This is a genomic window from Micromonospora sp. NPDC050495, from assembly GCF_040655175.1.
Lineage (GTDB): Bacteria > Actinomycetota > Actinomycetes > Mycobacteriales > Micromonosporaceae > Micromonospora.
This window is the reverse complement of sequence record NZ_JBFAJK010000007.1, coordinates 64,663-90,492: the sequence shown is the minus strand read 5'-3', so window position 1 is coordinate 90,492 and position 25,830 is coordinate 64,663. Positions and strand designations below refer to the sequence as shown.

Annotated in this window: 24 protein-coding genes; 12 read left to right on the top strand and 12 right to left on the bottom strand. The window is 75.3% G+C overall.

All coding sequences use genetic code 11. From position 1 onward, the window contains the following. Positions 1-9 precede the first annotated feature (9 nt). Together AB0I11_RS10770 and AB0I11_RS10765 are read right to left on the bottom strand one after the other, a co-directional pair. Complete coding sequence (locus AB0I11_RS10770) at positions 10-714, bottom strand: hypothetical protein (protein ID WP_357316870.1); 705 nt, start codon at positions 712-714, stop codon at positions 10-12. Beyond that, positions 711-3,227 carry an FtsK/SpoIIIE domain-containing protein gene (locus AB0I11_RS10765; RefSeq protein WP_357316866.1) on the bottom strand — a complete coding sequence of 839 codons (2,517 nt, stop codon included), beginning with the start codon at positions 3,225-3,227 and terminating at the stop codon, positions 711-713. Before AB0I11_RS10765 ends, AB0I11_RS10770 begins: the two co-directional genes overlap by 4 nt. A gap of 404 nt (positions 3,228-3,631) precedes the next feature. Here AB0I11_RS10765 and AB0I11_RS10760 point away from each other — a divergent pair, with 404 nt between their 5' ends. Beyond that, positions 3,632-4,189: a hypothetical protein gene (locus AB0I11_RS10760; RefSeq protein ID WP_357317134.1), complete on the top strand. Its 558-nt coding sequence runs from the start codon at positions 3,632-3,634 to the stop codon at positions 4,187-4,189. 6 nt (positions 4,190-4,195) lie between these two features. Here AB0I11_RS10760 and AB0I11_RS10755 read toward each other — a convergent pair whose 3' ends face one another. The 7 genes from AB0I11_RS10755 to AB0I11_RS10725 form a co-directional block, all read right to left on the bottom strand. Further along, complete coding sequence (locus AB0I11_RS10755; protein WP_357316863.1) at positions 4,196-4,795, bottom strand: hypothetical protein; 600 nt, start codon at positions 4,793-4,795, stop codon at positions 4,196-4,198. 13 nt (positions 4,796-4,808) lie between these two features. Next, entirely contained in the window at positions 4,809-5,912 is a 1,104-nt protein-coding gene (locus AB0I11_RS10750; RefSeq protein WP_357317132.1) for a M23 family metallopeptidase, read from the bottom strand. Between the two features lie 62 nt (positions 5,913-5,974). Further along, complete coding sequence (locus AB0I11_RS10745) at positions 5,975-6,535, bottom strand: hypothetical protein (RefSeq protein WP_357316860.1); 561 nt, start codon at positions 6,533-6,535, stop codon at positions 5,975-5,977. After that, the gene (locus AB0I11_RS10740) at positions 6,532-8,448 is read right to left on the bottom strand and encodes an MFS transporter (protein WP_357316857.1); all 1,917 of its coding nucleotides are present in this window, start codon (positions 8,446-8,448) and stop codon (positions 6,532-6,534) included. Before AB0I11_RS10740 ends, AB0I11_RS10745 begins: the two co-directional genes overlap by 4 nt. A 1-nt stretch (position 8,449) precedes the next feature. Continuing rightward, entirely contained in the window at positions 8,450-11,884 is a 3,435-nt protein-coding gene (locus AB0I11_RS10735; RefSeq protein WP_357316854.1) for an ATP-binding protein, read from the bottom strand. A 49-nt stretch (positions 11,885-11,933) separates the two neighbouring features. Beyond that, positions 11,934-12,296 (bottom strand): hypothetical protein, encoded by a 363-nt coding sequence (locus tag AB0I11_RS10730; protein WP_046568405.1) that lies wholly within the window; start codon positions 12,294-12,296, stop codon positions 11,934-11,936. Positions 12,297-12,308: 12 nt separating this feature from the next. Then, positions 12,309-12,623 (bottom strand): hypothetical protein, encoded by a 315-nt coding sequence (locus AB0I11_RS10725; protein ID WP_046568403.1) that lies wholly within the window; start codon positions 12,621-12,623, stop codon positions 12,309-12,311. A gap of 355 nt (positions 12,624-12,978) precedes the next feature. Here AB0I11_RS10725 and folP point away from each other — a divergent pair, with 355 nt between their 5' ends. From folP to AB0I11_RS10690, 7 genes are all read left to right on the top strand, one after another. Further along, the gene (folP, locus tag AB0I11_RS10720; protein ID WP_357316850.1) at positions 12,979-13,857 is read left to right on the top strand and encodes a dihydropteroate synthase; all 879 of its coding nucleotides are present in this window, start codon (positions 12,979-12,981) and stop codon (positions 13,855-13,857) included. Beyond that, positions 13,854-14,213, top strand: coding sequence for a dihydroneopterin aldolase (gene folB, locus AB0I11_RS10715; RefSeq protein WP_357316847.1), 360 nt, complete (start codon positions 13,854-13,856; stop codon positions 14,211-14,213). The genes folP and folB overlap by 4 nt, the downstream gene beginning before the upstream one ends. Further along, complete coding sequence (gene folK, locus AB0I11_RS10710) at positions 14,210-14,737, top strand: 2-amino-4-hydroxy-6-hydroxymethyldihydropteridine diphosphokinase (RefSeq protein ID WP_357316845.1); 528 nt, start codon at positions 14,210-14,212, stop codon at positions 14,735-14,737. Before folB ends, folK begins: the two co-directional genes overlap by 4 nt. A 19-nt stretch (positions 14,738-14,756) precedes the next feature. Next, complete coding sequence (locus AB0I11_RS10705) at positions 14,757-15,287, top strand: DUF3180 domain-containing protein (RefSeq protein ID WP_357316842.1); 531 nt, start codon at positions 14,757-14,759, stop codon at positions 15,285-15,287. A gap of 117 nt (positions 15,288-15,404) precedes the next feature. Then, on the top strand, positions 15,405-16,625 hold the full coding sequence (locus AB0I11_RS10700; RefSeq protein WP_357316839.1) for an ABC transporter permease: 1,221 nt from the start codon (positions 15,405-15,407) through the stop codon (positions 16,623-16,625). A gap of 74 nt (positions 16,626-16,699) precedes the next feature. Next, positions 16,700-16,999 (top strand): hypothetical protein, encoded by a 300-nt coding sequence (locus AB0I11_RS10695; protein ID WP_046568396.1) that lies wholly within the window; start codon positions 16,700-16,702, stop codon positions 16,997-16,999. Positions 17,000-17,083: 84 nt separating this feature from the next. Beyond that, complete coding sequence (locus AB0I11_RS10690) at positions 17,084-17,581, top strand: hypothetical protein (protein WP_357316833.1); 498 nt, start codon at positions 17,084-17,086, stop codon at positions 17,579-17,581. 36 nt (positions 17,582-17,617) lie between these two features. Here the strand turns inward: AB0I11_RS10690 and AB0I11_RS10685 are convergent, their stop codons facing one another. Continuing rightward, complete coding sequence (locus tag AB0I11_RS10685; RefSeq protein WP_357316830.1) at positions 17,618-18,610, bottom strand: ATP-binding cassette domain-containing protein; 993 nt, start codon at positions 18,608-18,610, stop codon at positions 17,618-17,620. A gap of 2 nt (positions 18,611-18,612) precedes the next feature. Between AB0I11_RS10685 and AB0I11_RS10680 the strand changes: the two genes are divergently transcribed. The 4 genes from AB0I11_RS10680 (at position 18,613) to AB0I11_RS10665 (ending at position 23,459) form a co-directional block, all read left to right on the top strand. Further along, positions 18,613-19,299 (top strand): ABC transporter permease, encoded by a 687-nt coding sequence (locus tag AB0I11_RS10680; RefSeq protein WP_357316827.1) that lies wholly within the window; start codon positions 18,613-18,615, stop codon positions 19,297-19,299. A gap of 40 nt (positions 19,300-19,339) precedes the next feature. Then, complete coding sequence (locus AB0I11_RS10675) at positions 19,340-20,062, top strand: ABC transporter permease subunit (RefSeq protein ID WP_357316823.1); 723 nt, start codon at positions 19,340-19,342, stop codon at positions 20,060-20,062. Between the two features lie 168 nt (positions 20,063-20,230). After that, positions 20,231-21,235, top strand: a complete 1,005-nt coding sequence (locus tag AB0I11_RS10670; RefSeq protein WP_357316820.1) for a glycine betaine ABC transporter substrate-binding protein — start codon at positions 20,231-20,233, stop codon at positions 21,233-21,235. A gap of 181 nt (positions 21,236-21,416) precedes the next feature. Beyond that, complete coding sequence (locus AB0I11_RS10665; RefSeq protein WP_357316818.1) at positions 21,417-23,459, top strand: hypothetical protein; 2,043 nt, start codon at positions 21,417-21,419, stop codon at positions 23,457-23,459. 121 nt (positions 23,460-23,580) lie between these two features. On the opposite strand, the gene AB0I11_RS10660 is transcribed toward AB0I11_RS10665, so the two are convergent. Together AB0I11_RS10660 and AB0I11_RS10655 are read right to left on the bottom strand one after the other, a co-directional pair. Continuing rightward, a complete protein-coding gene (locus AB0I11_RS10660) occupies positions 23,581-24,750 on the bottom strand; it encodes an NADH-quinone oxidoreductase subunit D (RefSeq protein ID WP_357316813.1) in 1,170 nt (389 codons plus the stop codon). Beyond that, a complete protein-coding gene (locus tag AB0I11_RS10655; RefSeq protein ID WP_357316811.1) occupies positions 24,747-25,703 on the bottom strand; it encodes an SAM-dependent methyltransferase in 957 nt (318 codons plus the stop codon). Before AB0I11_RS10655 ends, AB0I11_RS10660 begins: the two co-directional genes overlap by 4 nt. Positions 25,704-25,830 lie beyond the last annotated feature (127 nt).

The window sequence follows — 25,830 nt, the reverse complement described above, 5'->3', positions numbered from 1 at the left end:
CACCCGACGTCAGCCGCCGGCCAGCATCGCCAGCAGCAGCCCGGCCGTGGCCAGCACCGCCGGGACCAGGCAGACCAGCGCGCCGAACCGCGGCGTCCGGTCCACCCGGTCGGTCGGCCGGGGCCGGAACAGCCGCCCCACCGCCAGCCAGCCCGCCATGAACGCCACCGCCGGCATCGGCAGCCCGACCACCAGCGCCAGGATGCTCACCGGTCCGGTGCCGGTGGCCAGGAAGAGCACCAGCTGCACCAGCGGGACCAGCAGCGCCAGCGGCCCGTACACCAGCAGGTTGCGCGGGCGCGCCGGCCAGCGGGCCAGCCGGGGCAGGCCGCGCGCCGCGAGCGTGTCGTCGGCCGCCTCCGCCCAGCCCCGGGCGGCCCGCAGGGCGGCCAGCACCGCCGCCGGCCCGCCCGCCATCGCCCGCGCCGACTCGGTGACCTCCGGCGGGGTCGGCACCAGCGACAGCGCCGCCACGCCCAACTCCCGCAACCGCGACTGCTGCGGCGCCAGCCGCTCGCGTACCGCGATCAGCTCCTCGCGGGCGGCGGCCACCGACCGGGCCTGCTCGCCGGCGGCGGTCGCCGCGGCCCGGCGTACCCCGTCCAGCTGCCGGGCCGCCGCCATGTAGTCCGCCCAGGCCGCCCCGGCCGGGTCGGCCGCCGTCGCCGGCCCCGCCGGGCGGGACGCCGGGACGGCCGTACCGGTCTCGGTCACGCCGGCTCCTCCCCGAACGGCACCAGAACCGTTCCCTGCTCGCCCGGGCCGTCCCAGAGCATCGCCCGGCCCGGCCGGGGCCGCCACGCCACCGGCCGGTCGAAGAGCTGCTCCAACCGGCCACCCGGCACATCCGTCACCACCACGGCGGTGAGCTTGTCGACCTCCCCCTCCGGGCCGACCAGCCCGGCCAGCGGTGCCACCGACCGCCACCAGCCGAGCAGATGCCGCCCGGCCGGCGGCCCCTCAAGCAGCAGCGTGCGCAACAGCTCGGGCGGCAGCTCACGGGCGTCCGGCACGTCCAGCCCGAAAACCACCAGGTAGCCGGGTTCGCCCGCCTCGACCGCCGCCCGCAGTCCGGCCACGTCCACGGTCCGCACCACGTGCCGCTCGGCCAGCTTGGCGGCGAGCGCCGCGGCCGGCTCGGCCGACCCGTTCGCCAGCGGCGCCAGCACGAACCGCGCCGGGCCGGGCTGCACGGCCGCGCTACGGACCGCGGTGACCAGCAGCCGCTCCGCCTCCTCGTCCCGCCCCAGCACGGCCAGGTTCCGGCCGGCGGCCGGCCCGAGCGGCACGGCCACCGTGCTGCGGTGCACGTCCACCGCCCGGCCGAGCAGCGCCGCCGGGGTGTGCGCCCGCCCGGCCAGCGCGGCCCGGTGCCGCGGGTCGTTCGCGAGCAGCGGCCGGGCGTACCCGGCGAAGACCACCGGCGGGGCGGCGTCCGCCGGGCGGGCCGACCAGAGCCGGTGCCGCAGCTCGGCGAGGACCTCCGGAACCGCGTGCGGGTCCGGGAAGCGGATCATCCGTTCGTGACCCCGGGTCGCGCCGCGCGGGCCGCCCAGGCCGCCGGCCGTGTTCACCACCGCGCTGCCCACCGGCAACCCGGCCGCGGCGTCGTTCGTCGGCTCCAGCACCGCCGACCCGCCGGGCAGCGCCACCCGGACCGGGAACTGGCCGAGCAGCGGATCACGCGGACCCCCGACGCCCAGGTCACCCTCGCCGGCCAGGACCAGATGGATCCCGTACGCCCGGCCGGCGCGGGCCAGCGCGTCCAACCGGCTCAGCAGCTCGGTGGCGAGCCGGTCCCGCTCACCCAGCAGCAGCGGGAAGCTGTCGATCACGCAGACGATCCGGGGCAGCGGCTGGTGCTCGCGCAGCTCCGCGTACCGCTGGCCGCCGGCCCGCCGACCCGCGTCCTCCCGCCGGCGCAGCTCCGCCTCCAGCTCGGCCAGCAGCTCCGCCACGTACTCCCGGTCGACCGCCATCCCGGCGGCCCGGACCTGCGGGACCCAGGAGCGGTCCCGCTCGGTCTGCAGGAACTCCACGAAGGACTCGCCCTCGGCCAGATCGGCGAGGTAGAGCACCAGCTCGTCCGGCCCGTAGCGGGCGGCCAGGCCGAACAGCGCGTTGGTGAGGAACGCCGACCGGCCGGCCGCCGACCGGCCGCTGACCAGCCAGTGCGGGGTCAACTCGGTGAAGCCGAGGCTGACCGGCCGGCCCGCCGCGTCACCGACCATGGTGGAGAGCCCGTCGACCGAACCCGCCGACCACAGCTCGTCGGCCGGCAGCAGATCGGTGAGGGCCAGCCGGGAGCCGTCCTCGATCTGCTGGGCCAACCGGCGGCAGACCCCGCTGACCAGCTCCTCGGGCGGGTCCTCGGCCAGGAAGACCGGGGCGTTCAACCCGCCGGGCGGCTCCGCCCCCGGACCGCCGTACGCGGCCCCCGGCGGGTCACCGACCAGCGCGTACGCGGTCCGCACCGCGATCATGGTGGCCTGGGGCAGCGGGGACGGGGCCGACCAACCGGCCACCACCAGGTGCAGCCCGGCCCGGTGCCCCCGGGCGGCCAACTCCTCGATCCGGGCGAGGTCCGAGGGGGCGGCGCCGTCCGGCAGAGCGGCCACCACCAGCAGCAGCGTACGGTCGTGCCCGCGCTGTCGAGCCGTACCGGCGGCCACCCACTGCTCGGCCTCGGCCAGGACCGCCCGGAACCCGGCCAGATCCGTCGCGGGCGGCGGCAGGAGACCGGCGTCGGCGAGCGCCGCGAACCCGGTGAAGGTGGCCGCCGTGCCGTCGACCGACCGGGCCAGCAGCGCGCCGGCCGGAGTCGCGGCGAAGAGCCGCAGCAGCAGCGCCCGCAGCAGGCCGGCCACCCGAGGATCCGCCGCGTCGGCGTCGACCGCCAGGTGTCCACTGCCGAGCAACGGCACCAGCGCGGGGAACCGGGCATCGTCCAGCGGCGCGGCGGTGCCCACCCGGACCAGGGGCGGCGGCCCGTCCCCCGGTGGCGTGGCCACGATGAGGCGCTCCAGCGGGTCACCCGCCCAGCCCGGGGCGGCACGTGCGGCCGCGGCGCGGAGCCGCTCTGCCAGCTCGTACTGCCGGTGATGGTCGGCGGGCGCAGGGCGGATCTCGTCGAGGATGGCGGCCGCGGCCGTCGCGGCGGCCTCCGCCCGCCGGTGCAGGACGGCGGCCCTGGCGGCACGCGCCTTCGGACTCGCCATCGCGTCCACCCCTCTCCCGAGGCCGACCACTCCTCCCGAGCTGTGACGGTATCCCAGCCGGGGTCCGTCCCCGGGGATGTCGATCGGCGCTGCGCCCGGTCTTTACCCCGCGGGTGGGCAGCCTCACCCGGTACCCGCCAACCCGCCGTTTCGCGCGCCGGACCGGTGCGCCCGCCACCCCGCCTCGCCGGCCCGCCTCGCCACCTCGCCACCCGCCTCCCCACCGCGCCCTGCCGGCGTCGAACTCGCGGCCGTTTGGGGGACCACGTCCTGGCCCGCGCCCGCGCCCCCCGTGACCGGCAACCGCGAGGACCGCGTCGGTTTGGCCGCCGCGCCGGCGGTTCGCCACGATCCGCCAGATCCGAGGCATTGGGTACGCGCCGCCTAGCCGATAGCCTCAGGAGGTGGAATCAGTGCAGCCCCCCGCCGGTTCCCAGGTCTCCCGGGTACCGGCGCAGCGGACCCCGCCCGAGCAGTCGGCGCCCCCCGCGCCCGCTCCGGCGCCGGTGCGCCCGCGACGGCGGCTGCGGACCGCGCTCGCCATCGTCGCCGGGGTGCTGGCCCTGCTCTGCGGCACGGGCGCGGTGGCGGGTTTCATCCTGTACGACCGCGCGACCGCCCCGGACCGGAGTAGCCCCGAAGTCGTAGTGGCCAACTACATTCAGGCATTTCTGGACGATCGCAACGACCCGAAGGCCGAGGAGTACACCTGTCAGAGTGGTACCGACCTGAGCGAACTGAGCCTCCTTCGCGAGGACCTCGTGGCTCGGGAAAAGCGCTTCCAAACGACGATCTCCGTGAGCTGGGAGGGCATGACGGTACAGCAGCAGGGCGACCGCGCCACGGTTCGGGTCGATCTGATCATCTCGGTGTTTCGAAATGAAATCTCGCAGAGTGATCGGCAGAGTTGGCGATTCGAAACGAAACGGAGCGATGGGTGGGGGGTCTGCTCCGCCCAGCCCGCCGTCTGAGGCGAATTATTCGAGCCAGAGTAGATGCACCGGCACTTCCAGCGTGGAGGGTGCCTGCCCGCGCCATGCCCACCGGTACCACTCCAGCTCCGGTGCCACCCGCACGCAGATGTCCCCGTCGGCGCCCGAGTAGGTCTCGGTCACCGCGCGCAGATCCCGGTGCTCGGTAGCGCCGGTCACGTGCACCACCCGGCGGCCGGTCACCGCGTCCGCCTCGAAGACGGGCGCGGGTGGCCGGCGCACGGGCGCGTCCAGCGAGACCAGTCGCATGTCGGCCACCGACGGCCCGGCCGCCGACTGCCGTTCGCCGATGGTCTCCACCCAGACCCGCTCCACCGGCACCAGCGGCGCGAAGACCTCGATCTGCTCGGACTCGGCGCGGTACCACTCGTGCTCGGGGATGATCGGCACGTACGTCCGGCTGCCCTGGACCACCCGCTCGTCGGCGCGCAGGTCGCCGCGCCAGCCGAGGCCGGGCAGGCCGACCAGCACCCGCCGGCCGCGCAGGTCGATCCGGCCGGCGGCCGGGACGATCTCGACGGGTCGGGGTGGCCGCGGCGCCCAGTCGGGCTGGTCCGCGAACGGGTCGGGCAGCGGGTTGCTCATGCCTGGGTCAACCTCAGGCGGTGCTGCCCAGTGGCGCGCCGCGCTGGCGCATGAACGGCACCGGGTTGATCGCGCCCCGGTTGGACCGGTCGCTCTCCACGTGCACCTCGAAGTGCAGGTGCGGGCCGGAGGAGTTCCCACTGGTCCCGGAGAGGCCGATCTCATCGCCGGCCTGTACCGACTGGCCGGGCACCACGGCGGGTCGCTGGATCATGTGGCAGTAGCGGGTGATGTAGCCACCGGCGTGCAGGATGTCCACGAACCAGCCGCAGCCGCCCTTGCCCGGCCAACCGTCCCGGTCACAGTCCCGCCGGCCCGAATGGTCCGGGTCGCACCGCGCCACCAGCACCCGGCCGGCCGTGGCGGCATGGATCGGGGTGCGCTTCTGCGCGGCCAGGTCGACGCCGTTGTGGCTGGGCCGCTCCCTGGTGCGGAAGCCGGAGACGACGCCGCCGGGCAGCGGGGCGGTCCAGCCGGAGGCGGCGATCCGGGCACCGGCCGCGGCGTCGCAGACCGCCTTGCCGGCGAGCTGCACCGTCCGGGCGGCGCCGCCGGCCAGCGCGTCGACCAGCCGGCCGGCCAGGTCCTCGTGCTTCGCGTACGCGTCCGGAAACGCGCTGACCTGGACCTTCTGCGCAACGACGGTGAGCGGTCGGCGCTCCCAGTTCGGCACCTTGAGCAGCTTGTCGTAGAACTTGTCGGCGGCGTACGACGGCGTCAGCCGCTGCTGGACGGTGCCCCAGCCGGGCCGCTGCTGGAACAGGCCCAGCGAGTCGTGGTCCGACCCGACGCCCTCGTGCGGCAGCGCGAGCGACGCCGGAATCTTGCTGTTTGCCAGGTTGCGCAGCCCGGATTCCTGCATCGCGGTGGCCAGCGCGATGACCCAGCCCCGGGCCGGGATCTTGCGGTCCTGGCCGACCTTGATGATGATCGCCGCGTTGCGGACCTGGCCCTCGCCGTACTCGGTGACGCGGGGCATCTTGCCGGTGACGTCGACCCGACGGCCCGGGTCGCAGGCCAGGCCGGCGGTGAGGGCCGGATCCTCGTCGCCCAGCTCGGTGAGGAGGAACGCCCCGGCGCCGCCGACGCAGCAGAGCAGGGTGAGCACCAGCGTCATCGCCGTGGCCAGCACGCCGAGCCGCAGTTTGCGGCGGCCGGCTGCCACCACCCCCGGGGCGCTCACTGGCGCTCCCAGTCGACCGCGTCCACCAGCCAGCGGCCGTCCGGGGCCACCAGTTCCAGCCGGAGCCGACCGTTGTCGAGCGGGACCAGCGCCTCCACGAAGGACTCGGTACGGGGGCGCAGAGTCACCTGGCCGGTCACCCGCCGGGCGGGGACGCTCTCCGGGTCGGCACCCGAGAGCTTCTCGGTCAGCGCCGGGGTGGAGAGCGGCCGCAGCCGGGCCTGCCACTGCTCCTCGTCGCTGCCCGGGCCGGTCAACCAGGCGGCGGTGAACCGCCCGGCGGCCTGCGCGGGCGCGACCTCACCGGGGCTGGTCCGCGGGGAGACCGCCGCGGGCGGGCTGGCCAGCACCCCGTCGTCGCCGGCCTCCGGGTCGACCGTGCTGATCGGCTCGTCCGGTCGGGTGCTCAGCCCGGATGCCGGGTCGACCGGGCCGGAGACCAGCCGGGCCGCGCCGATCACGCCGAAGATCAGCGCCGCGATCACCAGCGCGACGCCGAGCCGGGACCGCAGCACCCGGGTGAAGAGGAACTCCAGCGCGCGACGCATCGGCCTCACCGCGCCTCGGAGCGCACCCGGGGCGCCCGGTTGGCCGGCGCCTGCTCGGTCGAGCCCGGCCGGTAGACGGCGAAGGCGGGGGCCTCCTCGGGGACGTCGGGCTCCGTCCAGGTGGCCGGCGCCCGGCGGGGGCGGGGCGCCGGGCCGCCCTTCCGCTCGGGCGCGGGCGCCTCGTCGACGCGCTCGCGCCCGTCCGGCCGCTGGCGGTCGCCGCCCCGGGTGTGTGCCGGGTCCTCGTGCCGGGCCTCCGGCCGCAGGCGGCTCTGGTCGGTGGCCACCCCGCGGCGCCGGCCGAGCGTCGGCTCGGCGGTGCCGCCCGGCTCGGCGACGTCCAGCCGCGCGGCGACCCGGATGTCGCGGAAAAATCGGCGGTGCCACGAGCCGGCCGAGCTGACCGCCTCGCTGCTGTCCTTGCCGCCGAGCTGGGTGATCCGTCGGTACGGCCGCAGCAGCAGCCAACCCACCACGCCGCAGAGCCAGACCAAGACCACCTGGAGCCAGCCGGGCAGGGTGGGGGTGTTCATGATCAGGTCGACGGCGAAGAGGTAGATGGCGGCGCCGGTGCCGAAGATGGCGATGTTGAAGACGGCGGCCACCACCGCGTTGGCCAGCCGACGCAGGCCGGCGCTGGCCGGGCGCATCAGGCCGACCGTGCCGAGGATCGGCGCGGCGATCACCGCCCACCGGAAGATCAGGAAGCCGAGCAGCACCAGCAGCGAGGCGGTCAGGTCGAACATGGCGAAGAGCACCGAGGCGAGCACCGCGATGAAGCCGGCACCGATCCGGTCCATGTCGCGGGTCCCCTGGAGGTACTCGTACGCCTCCGGGTCCTCCGACTTGATCTGCTCGGCCACCCGCGCCCACTGCTGCTGCTTGGCCTTGATGATGACCTCGCGAGTAGCTGGCTTGGCGCGGATCGATTCCGCTTCCCCCCACTTCAGAGACTTTGCATCGTAGAGGGCGGGGCCATACTTCTTGGCGGTCTCGCTGTCGGCCGAGCCGAGCACGCCACGCAGCCAGTTCCGGTAGAGCATGGTCTCGGTGGCGGTGTCGCTGGCCCGGACCGCCGGAGGACGTTTATCGACGCAGGCATCTGGGTTTGAGAGAACGCACTCATCCGGGGGGATGTCCTTCGACCCGGGGCCGACCGCGTCGTGGACGACCGAGAGCGAGGTGATCAGGCTGTTGTCGGCGATGTTGGCCGACTTGACCGGCCAGGCCGCCAGCGCGGTCACCGCCACCATCACCAGCAGCGCCCAGCCCGCCGTGGTCATGGCGTTGCTCATGTCGGACTGGCGCGAGCGCCAGAGCAGGTAGAGCCCCACCACGCAGAGCGTGATGATCCCGAAGACGCTGAACACCTTCTGGTAGACGGCCTTGGTGGCCTGCTCCACCAGCGGATCTGCCCAGCCCCACATCGAGCGCGGGTCCCAGGCCCGCTCGCGCAGCGCGTTCGACGCCCCGATGACCGCGGTCGCGAACATGAACTCGCCGTTGGCGACCATGGTGGTGAAGCGGTAGTCCGGATGGAGCACGGACGAGGCACAGCCGCCGTCGACGTCGTACGTCGTGTAGCTGTAGCCGGCGTAGCCGTAGTCGCTGTAGAGCCCCTTGGGGCCGGGGAGCTTGGCCGAGTCCGGGCGGGCCGCGAACCAGCCGGCGAGGCCCGAGTCGGGGGTGCCCGGCACCGGCGCGTTGCGGCACTCGACCTGGTCCTCGCTGACCTCCTTCAGCTTGGCGACGCAGGAGCGGAAGTCGGCCTGCCACTGCTTCGTGCTGCACAGCTCGGCCCGGGCCTGGGCGACGGGTGTGGCGGCGTACGCGGGTGTCGACCCGACCACGGGCCAGGAGATGGTGGCCCCGGCGAGTACGCCGAGCGCGAGGAGGAGCGCCGCGATCCGTGCCCTCGCCATGTCACGCCTCCAGGTCGGCCAGGACGGTCGGCAGCACCCCGGCGGCCTGGGCGACCGCGGCGGGGGTGGTGTCCAGGTGCTCCAGCAGCCCGTCGACGTATGACACGTCGACCCGGACCTTCTGCACGCGTCCGTCGACGTCACGCATCACGAACTCGCGGAAGCCCAGCCGGGCGGCCGAGCCCGCGTCGGCCTGGGAGAGCGAGGCCAGGGTGGCCTCGTAGCCGTCGTTGACCGGCACCCGGAGCAGCCGCAGCGCCTCGGAGGCGATCTCGGTGTCCTCGGCGATCCGGCCGACGAAGACGGTGGAGACGAGGTTCTGCACGTCGAGGCCGAGGATGTCCTTCGGGTTCTGCGAGGCGACGAGCGCGGCCAGGTTCCACTTGCGGGAGTCGCGGGCGAGGCGGACCAGGAACGACCGCCCGGAGCGCCAGCCCTCCATGAAGTGCGCCTCGTCCAGGCCGACCAGCTTGCGGGACGACATCGAGCCGCCGTAGCAGCGGCGGACGGCGAGCCGGTGCGCGGTGTGCAGCATCGGCAGAGCGAGCGCCTCCTCCGCCGACCAGTACTCCCGCTCGATCTTCAGGTCGGGCAGCCGCAGCCCGGCCATGGTGATCACGGTGAGCGCCGCGTCGGCGCCGAGCAGGCCCTCCGGCGGCCGGCCGAAGAAGAGCATGGCCAGCGGCATCTCGGCGGTGTCGAGCAGCAGGTTGGCCAGTTCCCGGCCGGCGTCGTCGTCCAGTCCCTGCAGGCAGGCGACCACGTCGTCCAGGGTGGACATCTCCTCGGCGGGGACCTGGCGTACGGCGTGCCGGAACAGGGTGGCGGTGGACGCCTCGCGGGCCACCTGCGGGGGTACCAGCATCATGCAGATGTCCTGCACCAGCATGCGCCGCTCGGCCCGGGCGTTGGAGATCGCGATCTCGAACTCCCGGTCGCCGGCCGCGCCGCTGCCGAACTCGCTGCGCAGTGGCGTCGGGATCAGCGCGTACGGCGCCAGGGTGCCCTGCTCGGAGCCGGTCAGGTTGAGCACCCGCGAGTACGGCGCCAGCTCGGGCATGGCGCAGAGCCGGGCCAGCGGGCCGGACGGGTCGAGCAGGGTCACCTGCACCCCGCGCCGGGCGGCCAGGTAGCCCAGTGCGCCGAGCAGGGTCGACTTGCCGCCACCGGGCTCGGCCACGAAGACCGCCAGCCCGGAGCGTTCGCGGACCTCCATCGGGAAGTGCAGGTCGAGGAAGACCGGCCGGCGGCAGGTGCCGGCGGTGCGGCCGATCAGGTCGCCGCGCCGGTCGCCGACCGTGGAGGCGGCCTGGGGCAGGGCGGCGGCGAGCAGGTTGACCGGCATCCGCCGGACGTAGCCGGTGTTGGCGATCGGCTCGCCGGGGATGAACTCCCGGGCCAGCCAGTCCTGGTTCTTCGGGTGCTGGAGCGAGATGCGCAGCTCGCGGGAGTAGAGCTGGATGAGGCGTCGGGCGCGTTCCAGGCACTCCTCGCGGGTCCGGCCGCCGACCGCGATCCGGTGCCAGCCGTGTGCCCGCGCCGAGTCGACCGGCAGCCCGGTGGTCATCTCGTCGCCGATCACCAGCGCCCGCTTGGCCAGCCGCTCCAGCTCGGGCGGGGCGTCGATGCCGTGCTCGGCGTAGTCGAGCTGCTGCGAGCGGATCATCCGGAGCCGGTGCTCCAGGTTCCGGAAGGAGTCGCCCGGACCGAGGATGTCCACCCGGGTGGAGAGCTCCATCGGCCACGGCAGCCGCTCGTGGAAGTGCAGCCAGGGCTCGTGCCGCTCGGGGATCTCCAGCGGCTCCATCCGGCCCACCGCGAGCACGGCCACGTGCCGCTCCTCGCCGGTCATCCGGTTGACCAGCTTCACCGTGGAGCCGTACGGGGTGCGGTAGCGCTCGACCTGCTCGGTGAGGGCGAGCAGGTCGCCGCGTTCCCACTGCCCGTTGGTGACCGGCGAGAGCGTGCCCGGGGGCGCCATGCAGAGCGCGACCGAGCGGTAGAGCAGCCACTCCAGCTCCTGCGCGGTGACCCGACGCCCGCGCATGCCGAACGCGCCGAGGACCTCGTCGAACTGTTCGACCGTGCGTCCCAGCCGGCGGCGCTCGCCGTCGGCGGTGCCCCGGCCGAAGGTCCGCAGCAGCCGCTCGGCGAGGTTGTCGCCGAGCGACCGGCGGGCGAAGGTGACGCCGAGGTAGGTCTGCCCCTCGGCGTGGTTGACCGCCATCAGGTGCCGCTGGGCGGCGACCAGGTGGTCGGCCCAGCCGGCGGTGCCGGGCACGTCGGGCAGCGGCGCGGCGGTGTGCGCGTCGATGGTGCGGGCCCACTCGTCGGCCGGGAACGGCCGGGTGGTGCGGCGCAGGTGCAGCCGGAAGCCGGCCAGGCCGGCGTACTGCTCGGAGATGGCCGAGAGCAGCGCCTCCCGCTCGGCGTCGGGGCGGAACGCCCAGCGCACCTCGGGCAGCCAGTACCAGGCGGTGACCGTGTTCGGGGTGAAGGTCAGGTGACCGGCGATCTCGGTGATCGCCAGTTCCACCGACGGGTCGCGGTCGGTGAACTTGATCTTCGGCGGGCGTACCCGGACCGGCTTGGCCGGCTTGCCGCGCCGCTCGGCGGCGCGCTGCCTCGGCGGGGTCATCTCGCGGCCGGGCGGGGCGGCCACCTCGCGCCCCGCCGGCCCGGTGTCCTCGCCGGCCCACCGGTCGGCCCGGCGGCCGGGCCGGTCGACGGGGTGCTCCGGGCCGGCCGGTTCGTGGTTCGGCCGGAGGGCCGGCAGCCGCTCGCCGGCCTGCTGCGGCACCCGGGTGCGGGCGGCGGGCGCCGGGTCGAGGGCGGGTGGCCGGCCGGCGGGCGGCTCGGGCAGGGCGGGCCGGGACGGCGCCCGGGTGACCTCGGCCTCCGCGCCCCGACCGACCGGGCGGACGCCGGGCGCGCTCTCCCGGACCCGGGCGACCGGCGGCGCGGCGGGGGCGGGACCGGCGGGCTCGACCCGCTCGATCCGCTCGGGCGGGGTCGCGGGCTGGTGCGGGACGGGCAGGGCCTCCCGCCCGACGCCGCGGCGCGGCGGCGCCACCACGGGAGCCGGCTCGATGGCCGCCGGCGGGGCGGGCCGGGCGGCCGGCGGGCTCGCCGGCCGGGCCGCGGGTCGCCGGGCGCCGGGCTGTGCCCCGCCGAACAGGTCGAGGAAGGGCGAGTCGATGTCGCCGCTGTCGCCGGCCGCCGGCCGTCGCTGCTCCGGTCCGGTGGACCGGGTGGCCGGCGGTCGGGGCGGCTGGAAGACGCCGACCCGGCCCTGCCCGGGGCTGCTCACCAGCGCCGGGTCGAGGGCGACCTCGTCCAGCTCGTCGTCGGGTGGGTAGTCGAACGATCGCGCACGGTTACTGAGGGGGTCGGCCGGACGCCCGGCCGGGGAACCCGGCGTGGAAGAGCGACTCATGCGACCGCCTCACCCGCGTCGTTCGGCTGCGCCGTCGGCGTACGCCCGGTCATGCCAGTTCCTCCCGGATCCTGATCCGGCTCGCCACCAGGCGCGGGTCGCGCAGCTCGGCGGCCGGCTCCCGGGTGCGTCGCCAGTCCGTCAGCGCGGTGCGGATGACCATGCGCGCCGGGCGGTCCGGGTCGACGTACCGGAAGACGAACGAGGTGGTCACGATGGCGAGCGAGATCTCCCAGGCGGGGAAGAGCTCCACCTGCAACGTGAACAACCAGTGGATGAACATGTAGAGGGGTACGAGCAGCATGAACAGGCCGTACTGGGCGTACGGCAGGTGGACGGGCAGGGTGTAGCCGGGCGGCCCGAGATAGACGAGCCGGGCCCGGTAGATGTCGTCGTCGGTGCGCAGCCGCATGGTCGCCGACGCCTATTCGAAGATCAGGTCGATCAGGTAGTCGCCGACGAAGAAGAGTGTTGCCGCGCCGGCGATGAAGGCGAGCCCGATGATGGCGATGGCCGAGCTGGTCAGCACCTTGGAGATCTCGCCCCGGCTGGCGCGCCCGATGAAGATGACGCCGAGGACCGCGAGCAGGATCGGAGCGATCTTGCTGGCGAAGAAGCTGACGACACCGTTGGTGTTGATGCCCTTGGGGGCCGGCTCGGCGAGTGGAGTCGACGCCAGGGGGTGGAGCACGTGGTCGACGGCGGACGTCGCCGTCGCCAGGAGCTCGATGGCGATCACTGAAACCTCCCCATGTCGCGGCCGGCGACGCCGCGGTGGTGCAGTAGATCGGGCCGGGCGGGATGTGCCCACCGGATACAGCGTCCGCGACGCTGCGTCCGTCACCCACCACGGAGAGTGGTGAGCTTTGGAGGGTTTCCTCCCGTTTCGGCCCTCCCTCCATGCTTCGCCATCTCGATGCTGGGCAATTCCAAAGCGTACGGGCCGGCCACCTTTGCGACAACCCGCGAAGACTCGACCCGAACAGGCCCGGACGACCGATCGTACACCTGTTCCAATCCGCATGTCAGCGGTGTCGTCCGGCGGGACCGGCGGGGCCGCCGGACGCCCTGCTGGCGACCGGTACTGTCGGGTCGTGACCGATCTGGTGCGGGCGCAGGACCCGGTGGTGATGGGCGTCCTCAACGTCACGCCCGACTCCTTCTCCGACGGCGGCCGGTACGCCGATCTCGACGCCGCCGTCGGACACGGGGTGCGACTGCGCGCGGCCGGCGCCGACCTGGTCGACGTGGGCGGCGAGTCCACCCGGCCCGGGGCCGACCGGGTCGACGCCGGGACCGAGACCGCCCGGGTGCTGCCGGTGATCCGCGAGCTGCGCGCCGCCGGCATCCCGGTCAGCATCGACACCAGCCGGGCCCGGGTGGCCGAGGCCGCCCTCGCCGCCGGCGCCGACGTGGTCAACGACGTCTCCGGCGGGCTCGCCGACCCCGACATGGCCCGGGTGGTCCGGGACGCCGGCTGCCCGTGGGTGCTCATGCACTGGCGGGGCCACTCCCGCGAGATGCGCGACCTGGCCAGCTACACCGACGTGGTGGCCGAGGTCCGGGCCGAGCTGGGCCGGCGGGTGGACGAGGCGCTCGCCGCCGGGGTCGCCGCCGAGAAGATCATCATCGATCCGGGACTCGGCTTCGCCAAGACCGCCGAACACAACTGGGAGCTCAGCGTCCGCCTGCCCGAACTGCTCGAACTGGGCTTCCCGCTGCTCTTCGGGGCCAGCCGTAAGTCGTACCTGGGCCGGCTGCTCGCCGACGCGGACGGCACCCCCCGGCCCATCGCGGAGCGCGAGGCGGCCACCGTCGCCACCAGCGTGCTCGCCGTCGCGGCCGGGGCCTGGGGGGTACGCGTGCACGACGTGCGCGGCACCGTCGACGCGCTCGACGTCTGGCGGGCCACCGGCCGCCCGCGCCTGGTGCCGACCACCCTCTGGCCGGCCGGGTACGAGGGGGACCGATGACCGACCGGATCGAGCTGACCGGCCTGCGCGCGCACGGCCGGCACGGCGTCTACGACTTCGAGCGCGCCCAGGGCCAGGAGTTCGTGGTCGACGCGGTGCTCGAACTCGACCTCGCCCCGGCGGCCCGGTCCGACGAAGTCACCGACACCGTGCACTACGGCGAGCTGGCCGAGCGGCTGGTCGCCGTGATCACCGGGGAACCGGTCAACCTGATCGAGACGCTGGCCGACCGGCTGCTCGCGGTCTGCCTGGCCGAGCCGCTGGTCGCCGCCGCGACGGTCACCGTGCACAAGCCGGAGGCGCCGATCCCGCACACCTTCCGGGACGTGGCCGTGACCCTGCGGCGTACCCGGTGACCCGGGCCGTGCTGTCGATCGGCAGCAACCTCGGCGACCGGCCGGCCCACCTCCGCGCGGCGGTGGCCTCGTTCGGCGACGCGGTGCTGGTGGTCAGCGGCGTCTACGAGACTCCACCGTGGGGGGACGCCGACCAGCCCGCGTACCTGAACGCGGCGCTGCTGGTCGCGGACCCGGCGGCCGGCCCGCGGGACTGGCTGGACCGGGCCCGGGCCGCCGAGGCCGCGGCCGGGCGGACCCGCGACCCCCAGCGGCGGTACGGGCCCCGCACCCTCGACGTCGACGTGATCGCGGTCTGGGACGGCGGCGGCCGCCCGGTGCTCCGCGACGACCCCGAGCTGACCCTGCCGCACCCCCGCGCCCACCTGCGCGCCTTCGTGCTGCGGCCGTGGATCGACATCGAGCCGCACGGCCGGCTGCCCGGACACGGCTGGCTGACCGACCTGCTCAACGCCGAGCCGTTGGCCGGGGACGCCCTGGAACTGCGCCCGCGGCCCGATCTGGCGTTAGAGTCGGACACATGACCCAGTGGAGCCGGCCGGCATGAGCTCGGCGCAGTCCCCGCGCGGCCCCAACCGGTTCCGGATGGGGCCCACCCGGATCTCCACCCTGGTCGTCGCCGCCCTGGTCGCGGCCGCCCTGGCCTGGCTGCTGATCAGCAGCTTCTACTACGAGGTGGCGCCCGACCTGCCCTGGCTGCCGGTGATCACGTTGGCCGGCCTCGCGGTGCTGGAGGGCTACGCGGCGGTCAACACCCGCAGCCGGATCGAGCGCCGTCCCGGCCGGGACCCGGTCAACCCGCTGCTGGTCGCCCGGTTCGTGGTGCTGGCCAAGGCGTCGGCGCTGGCCGGGGCCATCTTCGCCGGCTTCTACGCGGGGCTGACCGGCTGGCTCTTCATCGAGCGCACCAACGCCGCGGTCGGCGACCGGCCGGCCGGCGGCGCCGGGGTGCTGGCCGCGCTGGCCCTGGTCGCCGCGGCGCTCTGGCTGGAACGGTCCTGCCGGGTGCCGGAGCAGGAGGACGACGAGGACCGCGAGCCGGGCGACCGGGAGACTCCGCGCGGCCGCCTCTGATCAGGGGGTTCCCACCACCCGCGCCCGCAGGTACCGTCCTCGGCGACCGGAGAGCAACGGCCGCCGCCGGTCCGCCCTGTCGGACCTGGACGGCCGCCGACGTGGGAGGCGCGGGCCATGGGGTACGACGAGACGGGCCGGTTCGCACCCGCGGAGACGGCCTCCGGCGTGCCCGCGGCGGTGCTGGAGAACGTCTTCGACGACCCGTCCCACGGTGAGCCCGGCCGGGACCGGATCGCCGTCCATGTGATCTGGGAGATCCTGCTGCTGGCCGCGCTGGTCGCGGCCGCCTGGCTGCTCTGGCGGGAGGACTCCGACGCGCTGCGCGGCGGAGCGCTCAAGACCCTGCTGGTCGACGTGGTCGGGCTCGGGCTGCTCGCCCTGGCCGCCGGGCTGAGCCTGCGCGCCGCCGCGGTCAACCTGGCGATCGGCCCGGTCGCGCTGGCCGCCGCGCTGCACTTCGCCGAGCAGGGCGACCGCGGCGTGCAGGAGGCGCTGCTGCCGGCCCTCGGGATCGCGGCGCTCGGCGGGCTGGCGCTGGGCCTGGTGGTCGTGGTGCTGCACGTGCCCGGCTGGGCGGCGAGCCTGGCCGGCGCGGCCGGGGTGATCGTGTACATCGAGCGGCGGACCGCTCCGGTGGCCGTGCAGGGCGGGCACGACCCGCGGTCGACCGCGCTCTACCTCTTCGTCGGCTTCGCCGCGGTGGCCGTGCTGGGCGGGCTGTTCGGCGCGATCAAACCGGTCCGCCGGCTGGTCGGCCGGTTCCGGCCGGTCGGCGACCCGGCCCGGCGTCGCGGCGCGGCCGCCGCCACGGTGACCGCGCTGGCGCTGACCGGCTCGACCGTGCTGGCCCTGCTCGGCGGCGTGCTCATCGCCGCCAACAGCACCGCCCCGGTGGTCCCGGGCAGCGGGCTGGACTGGTCGGTGCTCGCGATCGGCGCCGCGCTGCTCGCCGGCACCAGCGCGTACGGCCGGCGCGGCGGCATCTTCGGCACCCTCTTCGCGGTCGCGCTGGTCGAGGTCTTCCTGACCTGGGCGGCGGCCCGGGGCTGGACGGTCAGCCGGTGGGCCGTCGGCGGGGCCACCCTCGGCGTCGGCCTGCTCGCCACCCGCCTGGTCGAGACGCTCGGCCGGCCCCGCCCGGCCGGCCCGCCCGCGGTCGAGGTGGGGCCGCCCGGCGACGGCTCGATCAGCAGCGGCTGGGCCATGACGCCGCGGCCGGAGCCCACCGACACCTGGCCGTCGGTGCTGCCGGTGCGTACCAACGACACCGGCGTCGAGACCTGGGACACCCCCCGCTGGGAGACCGGGCGGCGCTGGGAGCCCGAGGACCGCTGACCCCGCCGGGCGCCACCCGCCGCCGGTGCCGTCCGGCGGGCCGGACGTGATCTCGCCGGGTTAGGCTCGGCGGCATGAGCGAGACCTCTGCCGGCGGCCGCACCTTCGACGAGCTCGACAAGCTCTCCACCGAGGAGCTTCGGGAGCAGGCGTTCCACCTGGCCCGGGAGCGCCGGGACGTCGAGTTCTTCTGGTCGGTGCTGCGGCACCTGCCCAACGCGGACGAGGCCGCCGTGCTGGACGGAGCGCCCAACTCGGTCGGCCCGATCATCGACGAGGCGAACGCGCTGTGGCGGGAGCTGACCGGCCACGGCTACGAGGAGTCCGCCCCGCTGCTGCGGGCCGCGTTCATCGACTACCTGATGAAGCACTGAGCGCGGATGGCCGCCCGCCGGCCGGCGGCGGTCGCGCGTACGCGCAGGTTTGCCCGGCGAGGCGGGCCGGGAACTGACCGCCCCATGGCCCTCGACAACCGTCCCCGCAGCATCAGCCGGTACGGCACCGCGGCCGGCACCGGCGCCCTCGCCGCGCTGCTGCTGGTCGGCGTCTGCGGCAGCCCGATGTACGCCGGGTGGGTGCGGGACACCGACCCGAACGGGGCCGGGGGCTGGTTCCTCCAACTGCTCGCCTGGCCCGCCTGGCAGCTGCACGCCGACGACTCGTCCCGGTCGGTGCTCGCCACCGACCTGCGGGCCGTCCTGCTGGTGGTCCTGACCGTGGCGCTGCTCTACCTGCTGCCCGCCGCCCAGGTGGCCAGGGTGCAGGGGTCGGCCAGCCAGTTCCTCTCCGGCTGGGCCGCGTACGTCCTGGCGGCCGGGTTCAGCGCGCTGCTCTCCGCGCTACTCGGCCCGGGTGGTTCGCTGCTGGCCGCGTTCCAGGGCACCGGCACCGGGGTCACGTACGGCTTCTTCGCCGGCTGGATCATCGGCCTGGCCAGCCTCGGCGGGCGCGCCTGACGGCGCCGGGTCGGGGCGACCGGGCCGCCGGGCCGCTCAGCCCGGCACGCCGAGCCCCAGCACCCGGGCCCGGCTGACCAGCCCGACCGGTTGCCCGTCGGCGGTGACCACGGCGTGCTCGACGCCGGCGGTGAGCAGCGCGCCCAGCGCGTCGTACGCGGACCCGCCCAGCGGCACCGCCGGCAGGTCGGCCCCGCCGTCGGCGGGGAGCGGGTCGAGCACGTCCCGGGTGAGCGGGGTGACCGCGAGTCGGCGGATGCCCCGGTCGGCGCCGACGAACTCGCGGACGAACGGCGAGGCGGGGGAGCCGAGCACGGTGGCCGGATCGGCGTACTGCTCCAGCCGGCCGCCCTCGGAGAGCACCGCGATCCGGTCGCCCAGCCGGACCGCCTCGTCGAGGTCGTGGGTGACCAGCACGATGGTCTTGCGGACCTCGGCCTGCAGGCGGAGGAACTCCTCCTGGAGCCGGGTCCGGACGATCGGGTCGACCGCCGAGAACGGCTCGTCCATCAGCAGCACCACCGGGTCGGCGGCGAGCGCCCGGGCCACCCCGACCCGCTGCCGCTGACCACCGGAGAGCTCGTGCGGGTAGCGGCGGGCGAACTGCGCCGGGTCGAGGCCGACCAGCTCCAGCAGCTCGTGCACCCGGTCCCGGGTCCGCTCGCGGGACCAGCGCAGCAGCCCGGGCACGGTCGCCACGTTGGCGGCGACGGTCTGGTGCGGGAAGAGGCCGACGTTCTGGATCACGTAGCCGATGCGTCGGCGCAGCGCGACCGGGTCGACCCGGGTGACGTCGTCGCTGCCGAGCAGGATCCGCCCGTCGGTCGGCTCGATCAACCGGTTGATCATCCGGAGCACGGTGGACTTGCCGCAGCCGGACGGGCCGATGAGCACGACCAGTTCGCCGGCCTTCACCTCCAGGCTCAGCTCGCGTACCGCCTCGGTGCCGTCCGGGTAGCGCTTGCGGATGCGCTCCAGGCTGATCGAGGCCGCGCCGTGTCCGGCGTGGGCTCCCGGGGTAACGTCCACGTGTGTCCCTCCAGCTGAGCTACCGGGCCGCGCCCGGTAACCCGTGGTTCTCCTGGCAGTACGTGCGGGACAACTCTGACACGATCCTCGCCGCCTTGCGTGAGCACACCTGGCTGGCCGTCCGGGCGGTGCTGATCGCCGCCGTGGTGGCGCTGCCGCTCGCGGTGGCCGCGTACTGGTTCCGGTCGCTGGCCGGGCCGGTGCTGGCGGTGAGCGGGGTGCTGTACACGATCCCGTCCCTGGCGCTGTTCGCGTTCCTCGGGCCGACCCTGGGCATCGGTGCGGTGACCGTGCTGACCGTCGTGGTGCTGTACGCGCTGCTGGTCATCGTCCGCAACGCGCTGGCCGGACTGCACCAGGTGCCGCCCGACGTGCTGGAGGCCGCCGAGGGGATGGGGTACGGCCGCTGGGCCCGCCTGTTCCGGATCGAGCTGCCGCTGGCGCTGCCGGGCATCCTCACCGGCCTGCGGCTGGCCACCGTCTCCACGGTGGCGCTCGTCACCGTCGGGGTGGTGATCGGCCGGGGCGGCCTGGGCCAGCTCATCTTCGCCGGCTTCCAGAACAACTTCTACAAGGCGGAGATCATGACCGGCACGGTGCTCTGCGTGCTGTTGGCGCTGGTGCTGGACCTGGTGCTGGCCGGGGTGGGCCGATTGCTCACCCCGTGGCTGCGCGGACGGTCCTCGTGAGCGCGCGCCGGCACCGGGTCGGGTCGGGAGGGCCGGCCCGGTGAACCACCTGCGGGAAGCCGTGGTCTGGCTGAACGACCCGTTGAACTGGACGAATCCCGGCGGGGTCCTGGACCGGCTCGGCGAGCACCTGACCCTGTCCGCGCTGGCGGTGCTGCTGGGCTGCCTGGTGGCCTGGCCGCTCGGGCTCTGGCTCGGGCACACCGGCCGGGGCGGGGGCGCGGTGCTGCTGGTGTCCAACGTCACCCTGGCGATCCCGACCCTGGCGCTGCTGACCATCCTGCCGCTGACCTTCCTCGGCTTCGGGCGGCCGGCGGTGGTGGTGGCGCTCGCGGTGTTCGCGGTGCCGCCGCTGCTCGCGAACGCGTACACCGGGGTGCGGCAGACCGACCCGGAGGCCCGGGACGCGGCCCGGGGCATGGGGCTCTCCGGCGGGCAGTTGCTGCGCCGGGTGGAGCTGCCGCTCGCGGTGCCGTACCTGGCGGCCGGTTTCCGCACCGCCGCGGTGCAGGTGGTGGCCACCGCGGCCCTGGCCTCCTTCGTCAACGGCGGCGGGCTGGGGCAGATCATCCGGGCCGGCTTCGGGCTGGACATCGCGGCCGGCGGCGGGCAGGTGATCGCCGGCGGCCTGCTGGTGGCCGGGCTGGCGCTGCTCGTCGAGGGGGTGCTGGCGCTGGTCGAGCGGGCGGTGACCCCCCGTCCGCTGCGCCGGGTACGCCGGGCGGCGAGCCGGCGCGCGGCCGACGCCATGGCGGGCGGCTGACCGGCCCGACACCGGGACCGGATGACGATCAGGTGACGAAACCGGCTCGGAGTTTGTCGGTCGGATCAGGAAGATATTGGCTGGAGTTGCGGGCGGCCGACCGGATCGCCCGTCGGACACGCGGCCGGCCCGTTCGGGCCGCGCCGGGACACGGAAGGCGGGCTACTGATGCGCGCACGTTCACGCCTGGCTGTCGGGGCGGTCGGCGCCGTCGCGGCGGCGAGTCTCCTCGCCGGCTGCGGGGACGCCGGCTCGTCCGGCACCGACGCGCCCGAGCAGGGCGCCTCCGGGGCGGGCTGCGCCCCGGTCGCCGGGGACAAGCTGGTCGTGCTCAGCGACGACAAGAAGCTTCAGAACACCGACAACGTCATTCCCGCGATCAACGTCGACGTGGCCAAGCCGCAGCTGGTCGCCGCGCTGGACAAGGTCTCCGCGGCGCTGGACACGCCCAAGCTGATCGCGCTCAACAAGTCCGTCGACGTGGACCGCAAGACCCCCCAGGCGGCGGCCAAGGAGTTCGCCGAGGCCAACGGCCTCACCCAGGGCCTGGCGAAGGGGCCGGGCGGCCAGGTCACGGTCGGCGCCGGCAACTTCAGTGAGAGCCAGACCATCGCCGAGCTCTACAAGATCACGCTCACCGCGGCCGGCTACCAGGTCAAGGTGCAGACGATCGGCAACCGCGAGCTCTACGAGCCGGCCCTGGAGAAGGGCGAGATCCAGGTCGTCCCGGAGTACGCGGCCACCATGGCCGAGTTCCTCAACACCAAGGCCAACGGCAAGGACGCCCAGCCGGTCTCCTCGCCGGAGCTGGACAAGACGGTCTCCGCGCTCAAGGCCGCGGGGGACAAGGTCGGCATCACCTTCGGCCAGCCGTCCCAGGCGCAGGACCAGAACGCCTTCGCGGTCACCCAGGCCTTCGCCGACAAGTACCAGGTGACCACGCTCTCCGACCTCGCCGCCAAGTGCTCCGGCCAGGCCACCGTCCTGGCCGGCCCGCCGGAGTGCCCGCAGCGGCCGAAGTGCCAGGCCGGCCTGGTCCAGGTCTACGACTTCAAGGCCGGCTCGTTCAGCTCGCTGGACGCGGGCGGTCCGCAGACGAAGAACGCGCTGAAGACCGGCGCGGCCAGCGTCGGTCTGGTCTTCTCCTCGGACGCCGCGCTCGCCGCCAGCTGATCGGCGACCGTCCGGGTCGCGGCGCGTCCTGCGCCGCGACCCGGAACCGCCGCCGGCGGGCGGTCGGGACTTCGCCGGCCACCCGCACCCGCCGCCCGGCCGGACGGCCTGGTCACCGCCCTGCACATCGACCCTGTCGGGGCGTTCCCTAGCGGCGGAAGTCTCGGTAGTCTGCTCAGCCATGCCAGCCCCGGTTACCCCCGCCGAGAAGCGCACCCCGCTGCTCTCCGTCCTGTTCTGGGTCGGGGTGGGGTGTGCACCCCTGGCCGCGCTGATCCTGCTCGTCGCCGACGGCAACGGTCCGCTGCGGTTCGGCGCCGTGCTGGCGATGCTCGCTGTGGTGCTGATCGGCCTCTCCATCGCGCTCCGCGCGGACGGTGGGGTGGCGGCGGTCGGCGTCGACGAGCTCCGCGACGAGCTGGAACAGCTTCGCCGTGAGCTGCGTGCCGAGGTCGTGGCCGCGGCCCAGCGGGGCAACCAGGCGCTCGACCAGGTCCGGCGGACCGAGGAGTCGGTCAACGCCCTGCGTCGCCGCCTCGACGCGGCGGCCGCCGGGATCGCCGCCGCCCCGGGCCGCACCGCCTCGCCCGCCGAGGAGCCGCCCGGCGGTCGCGCCCGGGTGCCGGCGGCCGACGGGTACGGCGGCCAGCCGGCGCCGGAGCCCGCGCCGGAGCCCGCTGCGGGCCGGCGGCAGGCCGCGGTCGACGACGGGCCGGCCCGGCGCGCCCAGCCCGGCACCCGTTACGGCGGGGACCGGGCCGGCGCCGACCGGCCCCAGGCCGGCGTGTACGGGGCGCCGCGCGCGCCGGAGCCGGACGGCCGGTCGGAGCCGGGCCCCCGCCCGGTCGGCGTGGTGCACCACACCGAGACCGTGCACGTCACCACCCGGCACACCATCGTGGACGGTGGCGCCGACTCCGGCACCCGGTACGGCGGCTACCCGGGCCGCTGGTCCGCGGCGCCGGAGGAGCGCGGCTTTCCCGGCGCGGAGTCGGAGGAACGCCCGTGGTCCGGCTATCGCGACACCGGGGAGGAGCGGGCCGGCTCCGGCGGTGCCTGGCCCGAGCCCGGCGCCGGCCGCGACCACCGCGCCCGGGGCGACCAGGGCGGCGCACGGGACGACCGGGACCGGCCCGGTCCGGCCACCGCCTGGGACGACCGGCCCCCGGCCGGACCGGGCGGATCGCGGGACGGCGCCGTCGGCGGCCCGGTCCGGGAGCACCCGTGGGCGCGGGCGGGCGGCGCGGGCGGGCCCGGCCCGGAGGGCGACCGGTCCTGGTCGGCGGCGCGGGCGGGCGAGGATGATCCGCGCTCCTGGGCGGCGGCCCCGGCCGGGCCGGACGACGACCGGTCCTGGGCGCCGGGCCGCACCGCGGCGACCGACGACCGTCCGGCCGGCCGGGCGGGCCGGCGCAACGAGATCGAACCGTCCGGTGCGCGCGAGGAGGCCGGCTGGGACGACCGTGGCTGGGCGGACCAGCATGGCGAGCCGGGCTGGGCGGACCAGCGCGACGAGGCCGGCTGGGCGGGTGCCCGCGACGGGCGCGCCGAGCCCGACTGGCCGGCCGCCGGCCGGGACGGGCGCGACCGGCCGGCCGCCGGCCAGGACGGGCGCCACTGGCCGGCCCCTGGCCGGGACGAGCGGGACTGGACGGCGTCCGGCCGGGACGAGCGCGACTGGACGGCGTCCGGTCGGGACGAGCGCGACCGGGCCGGACAGGGTGCGGAGTGGAGCCAGCCGGGCGGGACCGGCTGGTCCTCGCCCGAGCCGTCGGGCCGGGCCGCCGATGACGACCCGGACGGGGCCTACTGGTCCGAACTGCGCGCCGGCAACCGGTGGGCCTCGGTCCGCGACGACGCACACGGCCGGGAGGTCCAGGTCGGGGAGCGGCGGGCGGCGGTGCACGCCGACGGGGGCGGCACCGAGTTCCGGGTGGAGGACCGGTGGGCGGCCGTCCGGGAGCCGCGCCGCGACTCCGGCGGCTACGGCGGCCATCCGGACGCGACGTCCGGATGGTCGGATGCCGGCCAGGCGGCGCTGCCGGCGAGCGGGGTGCCGGTACCGGAGGAGTGGCGGCCGCCGGCCCAGCGCAGCGGCCAGCCCGAGTGGCGTCAGGCCGAACCCGAGCCGGTCCGGTACGCCGCCGACGAACGCTACGGCTACCCACCCCGGGACGAGGTGCCCCGCGCCGGCGGCACCCGTGGCGCCGACCGCTGGCGCTGACCCCGGCCGTCAGCCCGCCGAGCAGCGCCCGGCCGTCGGTCCGGCGAGCAGTGCCCCGGCCGTCAGCCCGCCGAGCAGCGCCCCGGCGGTCCGGTGAGCAGTGCCCCCGGCCGGGCGCGCCCTACTTGTCGATGTCGCCGACCACGAAGAACATCGAGCCCAGGATGGCGATCAGGTCCGGTACCAGGCAGCCGGGCAGCAGCGTGGCGAGTGCCTGCACGTTCGCGTACGAGGCGGTGCGCAGCTTGAGCCGCCACGGCGTCTTCTCACCCCGCGACACCAGGTAGTAACCGTTGATGCCGAGCGGGTTCTCGGTCCACGCGTAGGTGTGCCCCTCGGGTGCCTTGACCACCTTGGGCAGCCGGGTGTTCACCGGCCCGGTGAGCCGGTCCACCCGGTCCAGGCACTGCTCGGCCAGGTCGAGCGAGGCGTACACCTGGTCGAGCAGCACCTCGAAGCGGGCGTGGCAGTCCCCGGCGGTCTTGGTCACCACCGGCACGTCGAGCTGGTCGTACGCCAGGTAGGGCTCGTCCCGGCGCAGGTCCAGGTCCAGTCCGGAGGCCCGGGCGACCGGGCCGGAGGCGCCGAACGCGGCGGCGTCGGCGGCGGACAGCACGCCGACCCCGACGGTGCGGGCCAGGAAGATCTCGTTGCGCCGGATCAGGTGGTCCAGGTCGGGCATCCGGCGGCGGACCTCGCCGATGGCCGCCCGGGCCCGCCCGGTCCAGCCGGCCGGCACCTCCTCCTTCAGCCCGCCCACCCGGTTGAACATGTAGTGGATCCGGCCGCCGGAGACCTCCTCCATGACCGCCTGGATGGTCTCCCGCTCCCGGAACGCGTAGAACATCGGCGTGATCGCACCGATCTCCAGCGGGTACGAGCCGAGGAACATCAGATGGTTGAGCACCCGGTTCAGCTCGGCCAGCGCCATCCGCAGCCAGACCGCGCGCTCCGGCACCTCCATGCCCATCAGCCGCTCGACCGCGAGCACCACGCCCAACTCGTTCGAGAACGCGGACAGCCAGTCGTGCCGGTTGGCCAGCACGATGATCTGCCGGTAGTCGCGTACCTCGAAGAGCTTCTCGGCGCCCCGGTGCATGTAACCGATGATCGGCTCGGCGGAGATCACCCGTTCCCCGTCGAGCACCAGCTTGAGCCGGAGCACGCCGTGCGTGGACGGGTGCTGCGGGCCGATGTTCAGCACCATGTCGGTGCCGAGCTGCTCGCCGCCGGCGCCGGTGCCGACGGTCAGCTCGCGGAGGTCGCCGGCGTCCGTGGTCATGCCCGTCATCGTGCCACGAGCGGATCGTGGGTGAGGCCGACCGGTTGCCGCAGCCACCAGTGCCCGCCGAGGCCGGCCGGGTCGGTCAGCTCGGCCACCACCGACGCGTCGGCCAGCGCCCGCACGTACCCGGCCGGGTCCCGGGAGGCCAGGCTCAGCGGCGGTCGCCCGCCGTCGGCCCCGAGCGCCCGCAGCGCCTCCCGCTGCGACACCAGGGTGTACGCACACCGGGCGACCCGCTCACCGGCGGAGGCGACCGAGTCGATGGCCACATGCGCGGTGATGTCACAGGACCCGTCCGGCACAGGCGGCACCTGCCGCCCGCCCCGGTACCCGGTCAACGTCCCGTCGACCGGCCGGTCCGCCCGCAGGTGCCCGTAGTCCACCGCGAGCGCCAGTCCCCGGTCGAGGTGTGCCACCGCCGCTGCCCAGGCCTCGTCGCGGGTCCTCCCGATCTCGGCCCTTGCTCCGGTGAGGGGTTCCGGGCGGCCCGACGTTCCGGTGGGGGGTTCCGGGTGGCCCGACGTTCCGGTGGGGAGTTCCGGGCGGCCCGAGGTTCGGGTGGGGGGTTCCGGGCAGCCCGACCGGCTCCGGGCGGTCAGGCTTGATCCCTCCGCCGGTCGGGCCGCCCGGAACCCCTCGGTGGTCGAGCGGGTCGCGTCGCTCGCGGTCAACGGCCACCACAGGTCCAGCCAGTCGGCGTCCTCGGCGGTCACCTGATCACCCGTCGACTCCTCGCCCGTCGTCGGGTCCACCAACAGATACCGCCAGCTCCCGGGGGTGTACACCGCCAGGTCCAGCGGGACGTTGTCCAGCCACTCGGTGGCCACCAGCAGACCCGTGACGCCCTGCGGGATCTCGTCCATCCACTCGATCTCCGCCGGCAGGTCGTCCGGCCGGGCCGCCTTCTCGACCGCGATGAGGCGTACCCGCTCGGCCAGCGGAACCGGCGCGACGGACAACGCCCCGACGGAGGCCGGCCCGGGGGGCGACGGCCGGACGGCGGCCGTGGTGGTCAGGGTTTCGGGGGGGCCCGCCCCCGGAGGGGTGGAGCCGGGTCGCCCCGCGCGGGGGGGGGGGCCCCGGACC

Bases quoted from the DNA above. Each gene is read 5' to 3' on its own strand.
- AB0I11_RS10755 (WP_357316863.1), bottom strand. From the start codon at position 4,795: ATGAGCAACCCGCTGCCCGACCCGTTCGCGGACCAGCCCGACTGGGCG.
- AB0I11_RS10750 (WP_357317132.1), bottom strand. From the start codon at position 5,912: ATGACGCTGGTGCTCACCCTGCTCTGCTGCGTCGGCGGCGCCGGGGCG.
- AB0I11_RS10740 (WP_357316857.1), bottom strand. From the start codon at position 8,448: ATGGCGAGGGCACGGATCGCGGCGCTCCTCCTCGCGCTCGGCGTACTC.
- AB0I11_RS10735 (WP_357316854.1), bottom strand. From the start codon at position 11,884: ATGAGTCGCTCTTCCACGCCGGGTTCCCCGGCCGGGCGTCCGGCCGAC.
- AB0I11_RS10730 (WP_046568405.1), bottom strand. From the start codon at position 12,296: ATGCGGCTGCGCACCGACGACGACATCTACCGGGCCCGGCTCGTCTAT.
- folB (WP_357316847.1), top strand. From the start codon at position 13,854: ATGACCGACCGGATCGAGCTGACCGGCCTGCGCGCGCACGGCCGGCAC.
- AB0I11_RS10705 (WP_357316842.1), top strand. From the start codon at position 14,757: ATGAGCTCGGCGCAGTCCCCGCGCGGCCCCAACCGGTTCCGGATGGGG.
- AB0I11_RS10700 (WP_357316839.1), top strand. From the start codon at position 15,405: ATGGGGTACGACGAGACGGGCCGGTTCGCACCCGCGGAGACGGCCTCC.
- AB0I11_RS10695 (WP_046568396.1), top strand. From the start codon at position 16,700: ATGAGCGAGACCTCTGCCGGCGGCCGCACCTTCGACGAGCTCGACAAG.
- AB0I11_RS10690 (WP_357316833.1), top strand. From the start codon at position 17,084: ATGGCCCTCGACAACCGTCCCCGCAGCATCAGCCGGTACGGCACCGCG.
- AB0I11_RS10670 (WP_357316820.1), top strand. From the start codon at position 20,231: ATGCGCGCACGTTCACGCCTGGCTGTCGGGGCGGTCGGCGCCGTCGCG.
- AB0I11_RS10665 (WP_357316818.1), top strand. From the start codon at position 21,417: ATGCCAGCCCCGGTTACCCCCGCCGAGAAGCGCACCCCGCTGCTCTCC.
- AB0I11_RS10660 (WP_357316813.1), bottom strand. From the start codon at position 24,750: ATGACGGGCATGACCACGGACGCCGGCGACCTCCGCGAGCTGACCGTC.